An 18,063-nucleotide genomic window follows, 5' to 3' on the forward strand; every position below is an offset into this window, starting at 1 on the left:
ACAAAAAATTAATCTTTTGTGCTATTTATTGGCTTATAAGTGTTTAAACTTATATATTTTTGATTTTTTATATTAAACTATAAAAGATTACCAGTAAATTTTATTCTTATACCGTCCTGAAAATTAGTAATGGTTTTGAAGATTTCTTTGATGGTTGCTTGCTCTATTTTTGTTAGAGATTCTATATCTATGATGTTTTGTGCTTCGGCTTTATTTTCTATCATTTGTTGTGCTTGTTTTCTTAGCCGTAAGCCCATCAAATAATAATAAGATTGCATTAATTCATTAAATTGAGTTTCTGAAAAAATCCCCATTTCTTTCAAAGCTTTCAGTCTCTCTCCAGTATTTTCTTTCTGAAAAATTCTGTTTTGTAAAGCATAAACACGTACCAAATCTACAATTGGTGTCATTGCTCTTTTAATGTCAAATACTTCTTTTTTATCTTGTGTGAAAGTTCTGATATTTTTAAAAAATGTAAGCGGAGCTTCATATTGTAATGCATTCTTTGCCATGTAAACAAAGAACTTTTCAGTTGGTTTCTTTAATTCATTATCTACAAATTCCCTTAGTTCATCCATAATTGGTGTATGGCCGTATATCGCTCTACAATCAAAAAATGTAGAAAATTTAATGGCAGATTCTGGTAAAGCATCATCTATCCAGGCTTTATAATTTCTTTTCCAGTGAGAAAGTGAATGTGTCCATTTCGGATTTTTAGCCATAAAATCCCCAGTGCAATATACAAAACCAATATCATTTAATTTATCTGAGACTCTGGTTGCAAATTCTAAGAAATATTTACGCACCAATTCCCTTTGCTCATTGGCTTTATCTTCATAAATTATAGCATTGTCTTGGTCAGTTTTTAAAGTTTGCTCTTTACGTCCTTCACTTCCTAAAACTATATAAACAAATTTAGCTGGTGCGGGTCCAATCTCAGAAAAAACTTCTTCAATAACTTTTAAAGAGATGGTATCTGCAATGGTAGTAATAACTTCGTTTACAATTTCTGCGTGAACTCCACGACCTAATAATTGTGAAACTATATTTGGCACTTTTTGCCACTTGGATTTAAGCTCAATTGAAGAATTGGCTAGTTTTACAGATTGGATGAATAGGAGTGGGGATTGAGCTTGCTCGCTTAACAATCTATTTCTACTTAAAAACCCTAGGAAATTCCCTTGACTTTCTTCAATTAGAATATAACGAGTCTTTGTCCTAAACATCATTAAAACTGCCTCATAGATATAAGCTTCCTTTTTAATGGTAATAATATTATTATCTGTAACGTTAATAATTGGGTCTTCAGAATGTCTTTGTCCGGCAATAACCTTATCCCTTAAAATAATATCGGTAACAAAACCTATAATTTTTTTATCGTCATCCTCTACAAATAAACAGCTTACTTTATTTTGAGACATTTTTTTTGCGACCTCAAAAATTGGAGTATTTTGATTTGCTGTTACTAATTCCTTATAAGCAATACCTTCAATTTTTCTAGAAAAAAACTGATCTGCAGCAATGTAGCTTTCTTCAAAAGATGCCGGTTTTCTATAAAAATGAGCAAATTCTTCATCCAGCATTTTCTTGCCGAAATCTGCCGTGAAATAATGAAAGAATTCTTCATAAGCTGCACATAAACTCTTAAATTCTTTACGGTGTAAATGATAAACCTTAGTTTCTTTTTTGGCAATTATTGTTTTTAATGCTTTCCTTTTATTGAGTAAAACTGAAATTCCACCAAAGGTTTGCCCTCTTTTTAAAATTTCTAAATTCCTTTTATTTTGATCAGTATCATAAAAAAAAGATTCAAATTCTCCTTCGGCGATAATATCTATTCCTTTAAGTTTTGTTGTATTTTGTTGATATAATGATTTTTCTTTTGGATAATATTCTTCTTGTAATAGTGTTGCTATTTCTATTAAAACATCTTCTGGGAGTATATTAAAAGGAGCTGTGATTTTTAATAATTCTAATTTACTTTCCATATGCTAAATAGCTGATTAAAATAGTTAGAATGACAATTAATACTAAACCAATCAATTTAAAATTAGGATTGATTTTTTTGTTTTTTATATGAAATAAAGTCTGTTGATGCTCAATTATATCGTCATCAATTTCATTTTTTTTTAATAGATGGAAAAAAATTTCTGAGGTTAATTCGGCATCAACAATAGCATCATGAAGTATTTCAGGACGTTTATTAAACAAGGTTTTGTAAAACCTATTTAGTTTTAGATATTTTAATGATGGATTTTTAATATAGGATTTACTTGCCATCATTGTACAATAAAGAGGCAATTCATTAATGCAATTTTTAATGTTTTCACGATAAAATTCTGCACAAATCAGATTAAAATCTAGCTCTACAAAATGTCCGATAATAAGCGGATGATAGGTTTCTAAATCGGTAGCAAATCTAGTCATTACTTCAAGTCTATCTTTCCCATTTAGTGTTAAGAAGTTATAATCTAAGTGATGTACATTTTGAGATGCTTTAGAGATTTTTACATTTTTTATGTTGATGTAATGGTTTTCTCTTTTTATTTCTTCTCCATTTTTATTAAAAATGATCCAAGCTAGTTGTAAGATGTAAGGCCAATTATTGGGAGCGCTGTAAGGTAAATCCCATTTTTTTGGTAAGCCAGATGTTTCAGAATCTACAACTAAATAAAAATCCTTCAATTTCTTTATCTATTTTTAAACTAAAGTAATATTCAAAAAAAAACTCCCAATTTGGGAGTTTCAAATTTTATAAATAGCCTAATATTTTCATCACTTGTTTACTATTTTGTTCTTCGCCAAAAACCTCATAATTAAAAGTTTCATCTCTATTTCTTCTGATGATAACATGTTTTGGAGAGGGCAATAAACAATGATGTATGCCGCCATAACCGCTTAAAACTTCTTGATAAGCACCCGTATGGAAAAATCCAAGAAATTGTACTTTACGAGTTTTAGGCATAAAAACGTTTCCAACATGCGCTTCCTGATTATAATAATCTTGCCCATCGCAAGTAATACCTCCTAAATTCACACGCTCATATTCGCTGTCCCAATTATTTATGGGTAGTAAAACATAACGCTGATTCATGGCCCAAATATCTGGCAAATTGGTAATGAAAGAACCATCTAACATTAACCATTTTTCACGATCGTTCTGTTGTTTTCTTCCTAATACTTTATATAAAATACCTGAAGCTTCGGCTACTGTATATTTACCAAATTCGGTTATAATATCTGGCTCCATTACTTCATGCTCAGCACAAATTTCTTTAATACGTTTAATGATCTCATTAATCATGTATTCGTAATCGAAATCAAAAACCAGGGAATCCTTAAATGGCATTCCTCCGCCAATATCCAAAGTATCTAAATCTGGATTTATTTTCTTGAATTTACAATAAAGCGTAACGTATTTTTCCAACTCATTCCAATAATAGGGAGTATCGGTAATTCCTGAGTTGATAAAGAAATGAAGCAGTTTAACTTTAAAGTTAGGGTTGCTTTTTATTTTATTAGTGTAAAAATCAATTACATCTTCTTGTCTTACTCCTAAACGAGAGGTGTAAAATTGCGAATCAGGTTGCTCTTCAGCAGCAATTCTAATTCCTAAATTACATGGAGTATCAATATCAATTTCATCATCATAAAGATTAAATTCTTCTTTATTATCTAAAACAGGGATGATATTTGTGAAGCCATCATGCAACATATCAATAATATATTGCTTGTATTGAAAAGTTTTAAAACCGTTGCAGATAACTGTCACATCTTTTGTTAGTGAACCTTTTTTCTCTAAAGCATCAATCATCGGCATATCAAAAGCAGAAGAAGTTTCTAAATGGATATCATTTTTCAATGCCTCTTCAACAATATGTCTAAAATGAGAACTTTTAGTGCAGTAGCAATATTTATAGGTACCTCTATAATTATTTTTAAGAATGGCAGTTTGAAATAAAATTTTTGCCTGTTGTATCTTTTTACTGATGATAGGTAAATAAGTAAATCTTAAAGGTGTACCATAAGTTTCAATCATTTCCATCAAATTTAAATCATGGAAATAAAGTTCATCATCAATAATATCAAAACCTTCTTGAGGGAAACCAACGCTTAGGTCTAGAAATTCTTCGTAGCTCTGCATTTATTATTAAATTTTTTTTCGCAAAAATGTGATTAAATTATGGAATTGTATAGAAATCAGAAAAGTTTTACAATTTCTGTATGGTAAAGACTTACGAAGTTTCAAAAACTTCGTAAGTCTAAATAGCCTCTACAACTTATCTAAATGAATTTCGGCCATCATACATCTTGCACTTCCACCACCATTGTCTTCAATAGTTGTTAAAGGGGATGATAAAATAGCAGCATATTTAGAAATCTTTTCTATCTGATTTTCATTTAAAGCGTGATGCGCTCTTTCGCTCATTACTAAAAAGCTTTTACCGTCTTTATTATTAACTTGAAGCATATTTCCTGCAAATTGGTTCATTTGCGAGTAGTCAATTTCAATGATTTCTTTAACAGTTTTTTTAAAGCAAGAAATCAATTTATTTTTCTCTTCTTCATTTGGTACTGCATCTAAACAAATTACCACAAATTTATCTGCAACACACATCATCACATTGGTATGATAAATGGCAAATCCATTTTGGTCTACAGCATCAAAAGTTAGCGTTTGGTAACCACTTTCATTACAGAAAATATCTAAGACATTTTGTTGGGTTCGAATTGATAAGCATGCGTAAGCAATCTTATTTTCCCTATCCAAAACCATACTTCCCGTACCCTCTAAATATTCTCCCCGGTCTTCTGTAAAAGAAATATCATTAATCTCCCTAATGTCGAAAGTCTTGCTTAAGGTGTCAATTAAATCATCCCTACGTTCTAAGCGGCGGTTTTCTGCTTGCATAGGATATAAATAAATACTTCCATCTTCATGAAAAGATATCCAGTTATTAGGGAAAATAGAATCGGGAGTACGTGGTTTTAAAGTATCCTCAATAACAGTAACTTCAATTCCTTTGGCTCTTAATTTATCTGCAAAAGCATCAAATTCTGCTAATGCTTTTTCCTGTACTTTTTCTTGAGGTGCGGATTTATTTTGAAAAGCATTACTATCAGCAGTTTGGATATTTAATCCAAATGCTACCGGACGGATCATTAAAATTTGGGAAGTTGTTTGCATTTTTAAGTTAAATAGTCTGAAGTCCGTAGACGGAACTGTTTTGGTAATTTATCAAAAATAAAAGCCTGAGATTCTAATCCGGACTTCGATTCTCCGAATTTTGACATCTAAATCTCATCTCTAAAAACTGGCATACTCATACAATGGAAACCACCTCTCGCTCTAGAAAGTTCAGCAGATGGCATAGTAATAAATGTATTTTCTAAAGTCTCGGGATTTAACTCACCACTTTCAAATTTTTGTAATAAATCTGTTACGTGTGTTACCATAAATCCTTTTTTCTTAAATGCGTTAATAGTATGATCATTTCTATCATAACCTAAAACTACACCTTCTTTAACCGCTAATAAATTACAAGAATCTGTCCATTGTTCTCTGGAATCGTAAGGGAATTCTTCATTTCCTGAATAGATGATTTCTGTTTTTTCATTAGATTTTAAATCGTTTTCGCTGATATCAGTTAAAAGTTGTTCTACAGAATCAAATTTAATAGGTTCATTAATTTTACCTTTTATAAATTGTGTAACTTCAGTTCTATCCTCAGGTTGTTTAGTTGTAATATGATCAATAGGTTCATTTCCATTACCACGATGGTCAACCATCCCAATTGATTTTAAAATTACCCACATATTCCTTTTCACTTGAGTAAAAACGGTATCAAGATGCATAAAATCACGTTTATGTGGAATTTTTACAATCGATACTTTTTCTACCACATTTCTATCAAATAACATCTTAACAGTTTCATTTATGGCTGCTGCCGATGTTCTTTCACTAAAACCGATTAGCAAATGGTTTTTTGCAACAACCATTACATCTCCACCTTCTAAAGTACTATGTTGTTCATTTTCTTCGCCCGGACGTAAAAAATGTGGTAATGAATCTGGAATTTCTAAAATGTTATTTTTATAAGCGGTAAATAAAGGGTGGTTAAAAAATATATATCTGGCAATTAGTGTTTCTCTTGATCGGGCTTTTTTTGCTGGTTTATTTAAAAGTATAAAATTGTTGATAATGATGGCCACATCTCTGGTAAAGATTAGGTTTGGGATTGGAGCAAAAATCATCTTTCCATTATCCATGGTTCCAGAAATGATGATATTGGCCAATTCTGTGGTGCTTCTAGTCAATAAATCATTTTGTAGATGATAAGTGACACTTTCCATTGCACAAACCGAGGCTATTAACTTTTGTTTGATACTTTCTACTTCCAAAATATCAGATAACAATTTCTGAAGCTCGACTACTTTTAATGAGTTATGAAATTGTGCTTTACTAGGCTTATAAAATTCTCTTGACGCATCGTTATCAATATCGTTTAGTTTTCCTTTTATTAATTGGGGATCTAAAAAATAGAGAAGAAGTTTTAAATAGTGGTCGTATTCGTTTTTTCGGATGGTTTCTAAATGTACAATATCTTCGAAAAGCCAATCTTGTGCTTTAGAAGGAACAACTTTTCCTAAACCACTATCGGGGCTATGAATAATTAAGCAACGTAACGTTCCTATTTCTGAACCAACATTTAATTTAAAATCATTTGAAGATAAGCTTTGCGACATAAAATGGCATTTTTACAGGTTTTGCGTTAGGGATTGAAACGGCAGCTTTTTTGTCTGCCAGCTGGCGGACAAAAAACTAAAGTGTAAAGCCCGCCCGAACGCCCAAATCATTATTCCCTTAATTACAAATCTATCAGAATTAAATAATTATATACAGGCATTATTAATTATTTTTGCCTCATGAATTTTTTACATCAAGCCATTTCCAAAGCGTTTAATGAAATTTTTGATCATGAAGTTTCTGAAAATCAGATAGTTTTAGAGCAAACTAAGAAAGAGTTTGAAGGTCAGGTTACTTTTGTAGTTTTTCCTTTTGTAAGATTTTCAAAAAAATCTCCAGAACAAACGGCAACTTTAATTGGTGATTATCTAAAAGAATATTGCGAAGAAGTTGCTGATTTTAACGTAATAAAAGGCTTTTTAAATATTGTATTAAGTGACGCTTATTGGATTGATGAATTTCTAAATATTTCACATCCTGATTTTGGGAGATTGCCATCAAATGGACAAAAGGTGATGGTAGAATATTCATCGCCAAATACCAATAAGCCTTTACATTTGGGGCATGTGCGTAATAATTTATTGGGTTATGCTGTGGCCGAGATTTTACAAGCAGCTGGTTTTGAGGTTATAAAAGCGAATCTTGTTAATGATAGAGGCATACATATTTGTAAATCTATGTTGGCTTGGCAAAAATTTGGAGAGAATGAAACGCCAGAATCTACCCATTTAAAAGGCGATCATTTAGTAGGTAAATATTATGTAATTTTTGACCAACATTATAAAAAAGAAATAGAATTTTTAAAAGCAGAAGGGAAAACCGAGGAAGAGGCAAAAAAACAAGCACCACTAATTTTAGAGGCGCAAGAAATGTTATTGAAATGGGAAACTGGAGATGAAGCGGTAATTGCGCTTTGGAAAAAAATGAACGAATGGGTTTATGCCGGTTTTGATAAAACTTATAAAGCTTTAGGTGTAAATTTTGATAAATATTATTATGAATCTAACACTTACTTACTAGGGAAGGATATTGTTGCCGAAGGTTTAGAAAAAGGAGTTTTCTTTAAAAAAGAAGATGGTTCTGTTTGGATAGATTTAACTGCGGATGGTTTGGACGAAAAGTTGGTGCAAAGAGCTGATGGAACTTCCGTTTACATTACACAAGATTTAGGTACTGCGCAATTAAAATACAATGATTTTAAAATGCAGGAATCTATTTATGTGGTTGGTAATGAACAAGATTACCATTTTAAAGTTTTGTTTTTGATTTTAGAAAAATTGGGTAAATCCTGGGCTAAGGGTTTGTATCATCTTTCTTATGGGATGGTTGATTTGCCTTCTGGTAAAATGAAATCGAGGGAAGGAACGGTAGTAGATGCAGATGATTTAATTGAGGAAATGAAGCAAACGGCGAAGGAAAAAACCGAAGCTCTAGGCAAGGTTGATAATTTTGAAGCCGCAGAAAAAGAGCAACTTTTTGAAATGATTGGTTTGGGAGCTTTAAAATATTTCTTGTTAAAAGTAGAGCCAAAAAAACGTTTACTTTTTGATCCGAACGAGTCGATAGATTTTCAAGGAAATACGGGTCCGTTTATTCAATACACCCATGCCAGGATAAAATCTGTTTTAGCTAAAGCCGAAAAGGAATTAGGCAAAATCATTATTAAAAAGACGGAAGCATTAGCAGAAACAGAATTAGAATTGATACAGATTTTAAGTAAATACCCTAATTTAATAAAATTAGCAGCTGAAGAACATAATCCTGCTTCAGTTGCAAATTATGCTTATGAGCTAGCCAAAATTTACAACAAATTTTATCAAACAGAAAGCATTTTAAAAGTAGAAGATGAAGATTTGAAAATCTTTAGACTTAAGCTTTCTTATCATACTGCATCAACATTAAAAAAAGCTATGGGATTGCTAGGAATTGAAATGCCTGAAAGGATGTAGAACTGAGACTTATTTCAGACTTACGAAGTTTTTAAAACTTCGTAAGTCTTTAAAAGTTAAAAAACACAGATCATGGTTGCGTGTTTTTTGCCAAAAACAGAGCCTGTTGCGTCATGAATAGCCAACATTTTATCGTTAAAATCACCCACCCAAGAAAGTTCTAATTCATCGTACTGTTTCATTGGTATCACGTACTCTTTCAACTTTATGAAAATTGCAGATTCTAAACCATGTTTTTGAAATTTTTGCTTCGTTCCCATCACAATAGCCCGCATTCTATTTACACCTTTCCATCGCTTATAAACAAATTTCAACTTTCCAATTAAATCTAGTTTACCATTTAAAGGTTTAATCATCAAATTTGCATCCGGTAAAATCACCACAAAAGAAGCTGGTTCTCCATTTATGTAAGCAAACCAAATAAGTTTGGGATCCATAATTTGCTTCATTTGCTCAAAACTTTCTTGAACGGTTTCTAATTTAATGGGAGCGAAATGGTCAAAGTTTTTCCAACCATCATTATAAATCTCCATGAAATCCTTTGCATACTTATCAAAGTTTTTTGGATCTAAATATTCAAAAGTATAACCTGGTTTATTTGAAACCCAGTTTGCTATTTTTGTAAAACGTTCTGGAAAAGGCTTTGTAATATCTAAGTGGTTAGTTAGTTGATTGTACTCATTAACAAAACCATAGTTTTCGAAATGCTTTTGATAATAAGGTTTGTTATAATTCATTCCGTACGACGGATGAGTGAAACCTTCAATCAGTAAGCCCCAAAAAGTATCATTTTCCCCAAAATTAATTGGCCCTTCCATGGCTTGCATTCTGTTTTCTTTCAGCCACTTTCTTGCGGTATCAAATAAGAGTTTAAAAGCGGCATCATTATCTATACACTCAACAAAACCCACACCACCAGTTGGTTGTGCAAAAGTATTGGCTTTTTTGTCATTTATAAATGCTGCTATCCTTCCAATCAGATTTTTATTATCGTCTAATAAAATCCATCTTATTGCTTTACCATGAGCATGGTAACTGTTTTTTTTTGGATCAAAAACTGTCTTAATATCATTATCTAAAGGGCAAACCCAAACAGAATCATTTTTGTATATAATCCTTGCTACATCTAAAAAATCCTTTTCTCTTTTTGGGGAGTTAACCTCTAAAATTTTCATTTAAACTTTATTGTTATTAAATAAAAAAGCATCCACCATCATCTGGCGGATGCTCAAAAATAATTATTTAAAGAGACTTAATAGTCGTCGTCGTCGTCAAAATCGGTTTCTATAACATCCAAGTCGTCTAACGGCATATCTAAGTCGTCATCTTCATCCTCAGTAAATTTACTTTTTGATGTAGAGTCTAAAGATTCGTCATCTAAATCTTCTTCGATTGGTTTGTGTTGCTTTCCCATTTGTATGATTTTTATTATGCTAATAAAGTTATAATTTTTAAAAAGGAACTAAAAATTTATTTTAATTTTTTTGTGTGTTAAAACGTCCTCAAAAATATAAAGGAAATTGAATAACAAGAAATATTTTAAAATTAATCTGATTTTTCTCCAACTTCAGATTGAGATGGCGATTCAATATCTTTTAAATGAGGTAAATCTGAAATAGTGTTAATTCCAAAATAATCTAAAAAATAATCGCTTAAGCTGTAAATTATAGGTTTTCCAGGGGTTTCGGCTTTACCAGCGATTGTAATTAAATCTTTTTCCAGCAGTTTTTGTACCGTATAATCACAATTTACGCCTCTAACTTGCTCAATTTCTGTTTTGGTAATAGGTTGCCTATAGGCGATAATTGCTAATGTTTCTAAAGCAGACTGACTAAGTTTCTTTTTAGTTTTTTGAATATGAAGTTGATTAATAACTGGTAGCATTTCTTTAATAGTAAGAAATTGATAACCGCCAGAAATTTTAACTAATTCTAGAGCAGAGTTTTGGCTTTTATACTTTTTTTGAATGTTTTCAATTGTTATCAAAACGTCTTCTTCCTTGATGTCTTTCTCTAAGGTTGCTTCCAAGCACAAAATAATTTCTTCTAATCTGATGCTGGTATCAGATGCAAAGATTAATGCCTCGATATATTGCTCAAACATAAATTTTTGTAATTGATTAAAATTAAAAGAGCTAAGATATTTTATAACAAAACTATACTAATAGTCAATTACTTGTTGTTCTAAATGCTTTACATCTGTTCGCCATTGATAAAGTTGGTTACGCAATTGAGGTTCAAATCCCGCATCTATAATAGATTCTTGGATACCGTTAGAAGTAAAACGATGAGGAGCACCCGCTGCACTAACCACATTTTCTTCGATCATGATAGAACCAAAATCATTTGCACCAGCATGTAAACAAATTTGCGCCACCTGCTTGCCAACCGTTAGCCAACTTGCTTGTATGTTTTTAATATTTGGCAACATTATTCTGCTCAAAGCAATCATTCTAATGTATTCGTCTCCGGTAACATTATTGGTGATTCCTCTTAGTTTTTTTAGCAATGTGCCATCATCCTGAAAAGGCCAAGGAATAAATGCAACAAAACCATGATTTCCTTCAGGTTTTTCAGCTTGAACTTCTCTTATCCATATCAAATGCTCAAAACGTTCTTCAATTGTTTCAATATGGCCAAACATCATAGTGGCAGAAGTTGGAATATTTAATTGATGAGCAGCTCTCATTACATCTAACCACTCTTGTCCGCCGCATTTTCCTTTAGAGATTAATCTTCTAACCCTATCGTTTAAAATTTCTGCTCCAGCACCTGGTAGAGAATCTAAACCAGCTTGTTTCATATTCTTTAAGACGTCATAATGACTCATGCCTTCTAATTTTGCAACATGGGCAATTTCTGGCGGACCTAAAGAGTGCAATTTTACTTGTGGATAAAGTTGTTTTAACTGTCTAAATAAATCTGAATAAAATTTTAAGCCTAAATCCGGGTGATGACCTCCTTGTAATAAAAGTTGATCTCCACCTAATTTGATGGTTTCTTCAATTTTCACCTTATAGGTTTCAATATCGGTAATGTAGCTTTCCTCATGCCCTGGTCTTCGAAAAAAATTACAGAACTTACAATTAGCAATGCAGACGTTTGTTGTGTTTACGTTCCTATCTATTTGCCAAGTAACCTTGCCATGCGGTACTTGCTTTTTACGCAGTTCATTAGCAACGTACATCAACTCTGGTGTGGAAGCGTTATGGTAAAGATGCAAGCCTTCTTCTAAATTTAAAAATTCAAAATTTTGAGCTCTGCTCAATATCTCAGGAATATTCATACACAAAAATACAGCTTATAATCAATTTTGTTTGTGAATTTTTAATAGTTGACTTTAATTCATTAATCAAAAAAAAAATGATTTTTTAAATTACGAAAAGCTTATAAAACAGTTAAGCTCCAAACGGGGAGAGTGGAGCTTAAACTAACCAATTATAAACCTAAATTAAACGATAGGAAATTTTATAAAGTAACTGAGAACCACCTCGAATTACTTGGTGTAAAGATAACACTATGAGTAATCCTAATTGTCATGTTTTTGTCAGTAATTTATTAAATTTTAAACCATATGTTTTTATTATTGATAATTCAATAGGTCAAATGTTAAAAAAATGTTAAATTAATAAGTATTATGTATGCATTGGGTAAATATTGTTGATAATTTTGAGTTTAAACAAAGTCTAATTAACAATTTTGCAAAAACCTTTTTAAGGACTTTAGTTTTTGATAAATCACTATTACATTAAAATCTAATTAAACTTCTAGAAACATTTAAAATTTATCGATACATTTAACATCCTGTAAAACAATTTTTTACGTTTATTACCGTATGAAAAAATATTTCTACTTATTTTCTGTAATAATTCTTGTAGTTTTTAAATCACTAGCTTTTGGTACAGAGAAAGATTCTTTAAGAACTTATCATCTGCCAAAAGGTGTTAATGAATCAGACTATTTAGATAAAACTATTATTGTAAAATATAAAAATGTCCCTCTACAGGGAGTTAAAACATTTGATACTGGTAACAATAAAAATTCATCTCTTCTAAAAATAAATTCTCAAAAGCCAGTCTTAAGAGTTGGGGATTTATCTCGTAAAACTTTTTCAGATCAACAAAAAATCAACGAAGTTGGTCTAAACAGGATATTTGAAGTAGTTTATGATGATCATATTTCTGTTGAAGCGGCAATTAATGAAATATTGAAAGATAAAACTGTTGAATATGCAGAACCAAGTTTTATCTATCATACTTTTACCGATCCAAATGATCCTTCTTACACAGGAGGAAATCAAAACTATCTGAATCAGGTAAAAGCATCTCAGGCTTGGAATATACAACCAAATGCAAATGGAATTGTAATTGCGATTGTAGATTCTGGTTCTGATTTAACCCATGAAGATTTAGCAGCTAATATATTCGTTAACCCAAATGATCCTATTAATGGTATTGACGATGATAACGATGGCTACATTGATAACAATAAAGGTTGGGATTTTGTGGGTTTATCTGCAAGTAATTTAAAAGAAGATAATGATCCTTCAGCAAAATCGGACTCTGTTGATCATGGGATACACGTAAGTGGTTTAGCATCTGCCGTCACTAATAACGGTAAAGGAATCGCAAGTATCGCCCAAACGGCAAAATTAATGATCTTAAAAGTTGGTTCTGATGATAATGCCAGTGCCATTTATAGAGGTTATGATGGAATTATATATGCAGCAGACCATGGAGTAAAAATAATTAGTTGTTCTTGGGGCGGTCCTGGAGGAGGTGCATTTGGACAGGATGTGATTAATTATGCAGTGAGTAAAGGTTGCCTGGTAGTGGTTGCAGCTGGTAATAGTAGAACAGATGAGCCTATTTTTCCTGCTGCTTATAAAGGTGCATTTGCAGTGTCTAATGTTGCAAACAATGATGTGAAGGCTTCTTCATCAAGTTATGGCTACCATGTTTCTTTAGCATCGCCTGGTTCTTCAATTTATAGTACAGTTAATAGGAGTTTATATGGTTATAAAAGTGGAACTTCTATGGCTACACCGATTGTTTCTAGTGCAGTAGCTTTAGTTTGGGCAAAATATCCAAGTCTAACCGCTATTCAAATTGGAGAAATTTTACGATTAAATTCTGATGACATTTATGGATTGACAGGTAATAGTAATTATATTAATCAGTTAGGTAAAGGACGATTTAACGTTTATAAAGCATTACTTAATGGTTCAAATTCACCATCAATTAAAAATCAGAAAATTACCATAACAGATCATTCTTTTGGAGCTTATTCTCAGGGAGATACTTTGTTATATTATTTTGATTTAAAAAATATCTTGCAAAACACAAATAATCTATCAGTAACCTTAAGTTCTACCAATCCTAGTATTAATATTCTGAATGCGAATTTGAACGCTGGAACTATTAATACTAATCAAATAAAAAACATTGGTCCTTTTAAAGTTGTGGTTAAACCGGTTACTGCCGATAATTCATCAATTATATTTACTTTAAATTATACAGATTTAGCTTCCTCTTATCAGGATAATGAATTTTTTACGACAACCGTTAATTTAGATTATCAAAATATTACTGTTAATAAAACCTATACAACAATTACTAGTAATGGAAAAGTGGGTTTTAGTGCTGATGATGCAACAAATGGTTTAGGATTTATTTATAAGGATTTTGATTTATTATATGAAGCTAGTTTAATGATCGGTAACTCAGCAACTGTAGTTTCAAATAATGCTAGAGGCACAAACGGGACTTCTGATCATCATTTTGTTAAATTGAGTAAAGTAGCAAAAGTAACAAACTCAACTGCAGATTATGAGGGAAATGCAACTTTTACAGATGCTGCTAATCCTTCAGCTTTAGGATTATCAGTAAAAAATACATTAACCGCTTATAAAAATTCTCCCGATGACAAATATGTAATTACGCAATATGAGATCACCAATAAAACAACTGCTACTATTAGCAATGTTTATGCAGGTTTATTTACAGATTGGGATGTGGATGAAGGGGATAAAAACCTTTTAAGATATGATGATGCTTTAAAATTAGCTTATTGTTATGCTAGTACTCCGCTTTCTCCTTATGCTGGAGTGAAACTTCTATCTGCTACTGCGACTCCAGTTTTTTATCCAATGTCATATCAAATACCTGGGGATTTTCAAGAAGATGGAAACTTTACTATATCAGAAAAATTCGCGACTTTATCTAGTGGAATAAAATCTAATACTTTAGGAACCGGAACTGGTTTAGATGTGATGTTTACCTCTGGTTACGGCCCTTATTCTTTAGCGCCGAATCAAACTGTAAAAGTGGCTTTTGCATTTTTGGCTGGCGATGATTTAACGGATATTAAAACTTCCGCTTTAGCTGCACAAGCAAAATATGGGCAAATTACCACTGCTGTAAATCCAGAGGCTATTTTAAATCAGTTTTCTGTGTCTCAAAATTATCCTAATCCTGCAACTTCAAACACAAACTTTATGGTTTATATCCCATCAAATGGAAGATTAGATATTGAATTATATGATTTGACAGGCAAAAAAATTAAAACTTTGTTTAATGGAGATTCAAAAAAAGGCAATCATGATTTTACTATCGATGCTAATCTATTAAACAGTGGAATTTATTTTTACAAAGCTTCTTTTGGAGGATTAGATAGGGTTATGAAAATGGTGGTGATAAAATAAACTTTCATATTATATAAATAAAAAGGATGTAATTTTGAAATTTTAACATGAAGAAATTAAGATATAATTCTTAATGCCTTAATGGTGAGAAAACTAATTAATCTAAATTAAAACAAACCCTGCACCTAGGCTCATAGCTTTCTTTTTCTCCTAACATGACTTGATTTTTATTTTCTACCAGGCGGTAACTAAAAAGAGCAGAATTACCACATTTCATGCAAACTGCATGAACTTTGGTTACATCATCAGCAATGGCCATTAAAGCTGGAATTGGACCAAAAGGTCGGCCTTCAAAATCCATATCTAAACCTGCAATAATTACTCTTATACCTCTGTTTGCCAACTTGACACATACATCGGGCAATTCATCATCAAAAAACTGGGCTTCATCAATCCCAACAACTTGGGCATTGCTTCCATATAATAAAATAGCAGAAGAATGGTCTACAGGTGTAGATTGTACTGAATTTAAATCGTGAGAAACTACAGCTGTTTCATCATATCTAGTATCAGTTTTAGGTTTAAAAATTTCTACCTGTAATTTGGCAATTTGGGCTCTTTTTAAACGGCGCAAAAGTTCTTCTGTTTTACCAGAAAACATAGAACCGCATACTACTTCAATACTTCCTCCTAACTCGCTTCTTATTCTTAACCTATTATCGCTAAACATAAATTGCCTTAAACCTTTCGGCTAATATCAGAATTATATGTTATTTTTGAGAACGTTTTACCAACATAAATAGTCGATAATTACGTTTCCTTACCATGATGAATAAACAACAAATCCTAAGAAAAATAGGTGATATTATTCAAGAACTTAAAGAGCAACATCAGTATTTAACTAATGCAAAAAAAATCAGTTTGTTAGAATTGGAGTTATTTACGGCTAATTCAGATTTTTTGATTGATCATATAGAAATTCTTAAAAAATTAGATTTAAATGTAGATTTAGAACAAAAATTAATCGAACAAACTCCCGAAATCAAAAAAATTGAAGAGCATCGAGAAGATGAAAAGCCAGTAATCATTTTAGAAGAACATTCACAAACAAATGAAGAACAGGTTTTTGAAGATGAAGAAATATCACAACCCAAAAAAAGAATTTTTGATTTTTCTTTTGACGAGCAGCCTACAGAAATGATTTTTGATTTTGAGAAAAAAATAGAAGTTGCTGATGTTTTTGATAGGAATTTAAGTGAAGAAGAAGAGAAATTTTTAGCCAATAAATCAAAGGAATTAAAAGATGTAACAGATGTTGAGGAAGAGGATTTTGATGATGTTGAAGAAGAAATTGGAGAAGAACCTTTTTTGGTTGTTAAACCAGAAGAAAATCATATTGAAGCTATTGAAGAATTAGAACCAATAATTGAAGAAAAAGTAGAAGTTAAACTAGTAAAAGATTCTACTCCAACAATTATAGAAAATTCAGAAAAACAAGAAAAGCGATTAACTTTAAATGAAATGCTGTCGGCAAAATTGGGTAAAAATTCTGGCAGTAATTCTGGGTCTAAACAAATTACAGATTTAAAAACTTCTATCAGTTTAAATGATAAAATGGTCTTTATCAAAGAACTTTTTAATGGCTATAATTTAGCTTATAGCGAAGCAATTGAGATTATAAACAGATTTGAAACTTTTGATGCAGCAGATAATTTTCTTCAAAAAAACTATTCTGTAAAAAATGATTGGACATTAAAGCAATCAACTGTTGATAGACTTTATGAATATCTTAACAAAAAATTTGTTAGTTAAATTCAATTATTGTCTTATAATTCTTACGCTATAAATGCCTGTTAAAAAAGCTCTGCAAAACATCAAGAGCAAACCAAAAAGAACTCCTCGTAAAACTAAAAAAAAGAGTAATAAATGGAAGTTTAGAGTTATTACTTTAATTATTGTTTGCTTAGTTTTTTCTCCTTTTTATTATGGTAAAGTTTTAAAAACCGCAGTTTCTACCGGAAGATGGTTTCATGATCTTTTTATCTTTGATGAATATCCTCATTATGAAAAATTTGGAATTAGAATTCCGAGAAAATATTACGTTCATGGGATTGATGTCTCATCTTATCAAAGTAAAATTGATTGGCAAAAAGTAAATGCAATGGAATTTAATGGCATTAAAATCAACTTTGCCTTTATTAAAGCTACGGAAGGGGTTACTTTGGTTGATCCATATTTTCAAAGAAATTGGAGAGAAAGCAAAAAATCTGGAGTAATTAGAGGAGCTTATCATTATTTTAAACCTAAAAAATCTGGGATTTGGCAAGCTCGATTTTTCTTACAAACTCTAAAAGTTGAAGCGGGAGATTTACCTCCAGTTGTTGACATTGAGGAATCTGCTGGATTAAGTCCAGATGAATTGGTTCCGAATTTGCAGGATTTTTTAGACGAAGTAGAAAGAAAAACCAAAGTAAAACCAATAATTTATACAGGTTATCAGTTTTATAAAGAAAATTTAAAAGGAAATTTTAATGATTATCCCTTATGGATTGCTCATTATTATCAGCCTAAATTGAAATTGGATAGCAAAACTCATTGGGATTTTTGGCAACATGCAGATAATGCCCATATTGATGGTATAAAATCTAAAGTTGATATGAATGTTTTTAATGGCGAGTTAGAAGATTTAAGTGGTTTATTAATTCAAAAAACAAAAGATTAAAT

The 18,063-nt window shown here is 31.3% G+C and carries 14 protein-coding genes; 4 read left to right on the forward strand and 10 right to left on the reverse strand.

Annotation, left to right across the window (positions count from 1 at the left end):
- Positions 1–77: 77 nt before the first annotated feature.
- The 5 genes from A5893_RS03620 to A5893_RS03640 form a co-directional block, all read right to left on the reverse strand.
- A complete protein-coding gene (locus A5893_RS03620) occupies positions 78–1,988 on the reverse strand; it encodes a DUF294 nucleotidyltransferase-like domain-containing protein (RefSeq protein ID WP_068821166.1) in 1,911 nt (636 codons plus the stop codon).
- Entirely contained in the window at positions 1,978–2,685 is a 708-nt protein-coding gene (locus A5893_RS03625) for a 3'-5' exonuclease (RefSeq protein ID WP_068821167.1), read from the reverse strand. The genes A5893_RS03620 and A5893_RS03625 overlap by 11 nt, the downstream gene beginning before the upstream one ends.
- A 67-nt stretch (positions 2,686–2,752) precedes the next feature.
- Positions 2,753–4,144: a type III PLP-dependent enzyme domain-containing protein gene (locus A5893_RS03630; RefSeq protein ID WP_068821168.1), complete on the reverse strand. Its 1,392-nt coding sequence runs from the start codon at positions 4,142–4,144 to the stop codon at positions 2,753–2,755.
- Positions 4,145–4,273: 129 nt separating this feature from the next.
- A complete protein-coding gene (ctlX, locus tag A5893_RS03635) occupies positions 4,274–5,188 on the reverse strand; it encodes a citrulline utilization hydrolase CtlX (protein ID WP_068821169.1) in 915 nt (304 codons plus the stop codon).
- Between the two features lie 107 nt (positions 5,189–5,295).
- Complete coding sequence (locus A5893_RS03640) at positions 5,296–6,747, reverse strand: arginine deiminase family protein (protein WP_068821170.1); 1,452 nt, start codon at positions 6,745–6,747, stop codon at positions 5,296–5,298.
- A gap of 180 nt (positions 6,748–6,927) precedes the next feature.
- Here A5893_RS03640 and argS point away from each other — a divergent pair, with 180 nt between their 5' ends.
- Positions 6,928–8,697: an arginine--tRNA ligase gene (argS, locus tag A5893_RS03645; RefSeq protein WP_068821171.1), complete on the forward strand. Its 1,770-nt coding sequence runs from the start codon at positions 6,928–6,930 to the stop codon at positions 8,695–8,697.
- Between the two features lie 56 nt (positions 8,698–8,753).
- On the opposite strand, the gene A5893_RS03650 is transcribed toward argS, so the two are convergent.
- From A5893_RS03650 to mqnC, 4 genes are all read right to left on the reverse strand, one after another.
- Entirely contained in the window at positions 8,754–9,872 is a 1,119-nt protein-coding gene (locus tag A5893_RS03650; protein ID WP_068821172.1) for a hypothetical protein, read from the reverse strand.
- A 77-nt stretch (positions 9,873–9,949) separates the two neighbouring features.
- Complete coding sequence (locus tag A5893_RS17800; protein WP_198342251.1) at positions 9,950–10,111, reverse strand: hypothetical protein; 162 nt, start codon at positions 10,109–10,111, stop codon at positions 9,950–9,952.
- 131 nt (positions 10,112–10,242) lie between these two features.
- Positions 10,243–10,800: an SMC-Scp complex subunit ScpB gene (gene scpB / locus A5893_RS03655; RefSeq protein WP_068821173.1), complete on the reverse strand. Its 558-nt coding sequence runs from the start codon at positions 10,798–10,800 to the stop codon at positions 10,243–10,245.
- 57 nt (positions 10,801–10,857) lie between these two features.
- Positions 10,858–11,982 carry a cyclic dehypoxanthinyl futalosine synthase gene (gene mqnC / locus A5893_RS03660; protein WP_068821174.1) on the reverse strand — a complete coding sequence of 375 codons (1,125 nt, stop codon included), beginning with the start codon at positions 11,980–11,982 and terminating at the stop codon, positions 10,858–10,860.
- Positions 11,983–12,531: 549 nt separating this feature from the next.
- On the opposite strand from mqnC, the gene A5893_RS03665 reads away from it, so the two are divergent.
- The gene (locus tag A5893_RS03665) at positions 12,532–15,399 is read left to right on the forward strand and encodes a S8 family serine peptidase (RefSeq protein WP_068821175.1); all 2,868 of its coding nucleotides are present in this window, start codon (positions 12,532–12,534) and stop codon (positions 15,397–15,399) included.
- 97 nt (positions 15,400–15,496) lie between these two features.
- Here A5893_RS03665 and A5893_RS03670 read toward each other — a convergent pair whose 3' ends face one another.
- A complete protein-coding gene (locus A5893_RS03670) occupies positions 15,497–16,069 on the reverse strand; it encodes a thymidine kinase (RefSeq protein WP_068821176.1) in 573 nt (190 codons plus the stop codon).
- Between the two features lie 95 nt (positions 16,070–16,164).
- Here A5893_RS03670 and A5893_RS03675 point away from each other — a divergent pair, with 95 nt between their 5' ends.
- Both A5893_RS03675 and A5893_RS03680 read left to right on the forward strand, forming a co-directional pair.
- Complete coding sequence (locus tag A5893_RS03675) at positions 16,165–17,151, forward strand: hypothetical protein (protein ID WP_068821177.1); 987 nt, start codon at positions 16,165–16,167, stop codon at positions 17,149–17,151.
- A 34-nt stretch (positions 17,152–17,185) separates the two neighbouring features.
- A complete protein-coding gene (locus A5893_RS03680; protein ID WP_068821178.1) occupies positions 17,186–18,061 on the forward strand; it encodes a glycoside hydrolase family 25 protein in 876 nt (291 codons plus the stop codon).
- Positions 18,062–18,063 lie beyond the last annotated feature (2 nt).

Source organism: Pedobacter psychrophilus, from assembly GCF_001652725.1.
Taxonomy (GTDB): Bacteria; Bacteroidota; Bacteroidia; order Sphingobacteriales; family Sphingobacteriaceae; genus Pseudopedobacter; species Pseudopedobacter psychrophilus.

Coding starts and splice junctions, on each gene's coding strand:
- A5893_RS03620 (WP_068821166.1), bottom strand. CDS start 1,988: ATGGAAAGTAAATTAGAATTATTAAAAATCACAGCTCCTTTTAATATA.
- A5893_RS03680 (WP_068821178.1), top strand. CDS start 17,186: ATGCCTGTTAAAAAAGCTCTGCAAAACATCAAGAGCAAACCAAAAAGA.
- scpB (WP_068821173.1), bottom strand. CDS start 10,800: ATGTTTGAGCAATATATCGAGGCATTAATCTTTGCATCTGATACCAGC.
- A5893_RS03630 (WP_068821168.1), bottom strand. CDS start 4,144: ATGCAGAGCTACGAAGAATTTCTAGACCTAAGCGTTGGTTTCCCTCAA.
- A5893_RS03675 (WP_068821177.1), top strand. CDS start 16,165: ATGATGAATAAACAACAAATCCTAAGAAAAATAGGTGATATTATTCAA.
- ctlX (WP_068821169.1), bottom strand. CDS start 5,188: ATGCAAACAACTTCCCAAATTTTAATGATCCGTCCGGTAGCATTTGGA.
- mqnC (WP_068821174.1), bottom strand. CDS start 11,982: ATGAATATTCCTGAGATATTGAGCAGAGCTCAAAATTTTGAATTTTTA.
- argS (WP_068821171.1), top strand. CDS start 6,928: ATGAATTTTTTACATCAAGCCATTTCCAAAGCGTTTAATGAAATTTTT.
- A5893_RS03640 (WP_068821170.1), bottom strand. CDS start 6,747: ATGTCGCAAAGCTTATCTTCAAATGATTTTAAATTAAATGTTGGTTCA.
- A5893_RS17800 (WP_198342251.1), bottom strand. CDS start 10,111: ATGGGAAAGCAACACAAACCAATCGAAGAAGATTTAGATGACGAATCT.
- A5893_RS03670 (WP_068821176.1), bottom strand. CDS start 16,069: ATGTTTAGCGATAATAGGTTAAGAATAAGAAGCGAGTTAGGAGGAAGT.
- A5893_RS03665 (WP_068821175.1), top strand. CDS start 12,532: ATGAAAAAATATTTCTACTTATTTTCTGTAATAATTCTTGTAGTTTTT.
- A5893_RS03650 (WP_068821172.1), bottom strand. CDS start 9,872: ATGAAAATTTTAGAGGTTAACTCCCCAAAAAGAGAAAAGGATTTTTTA.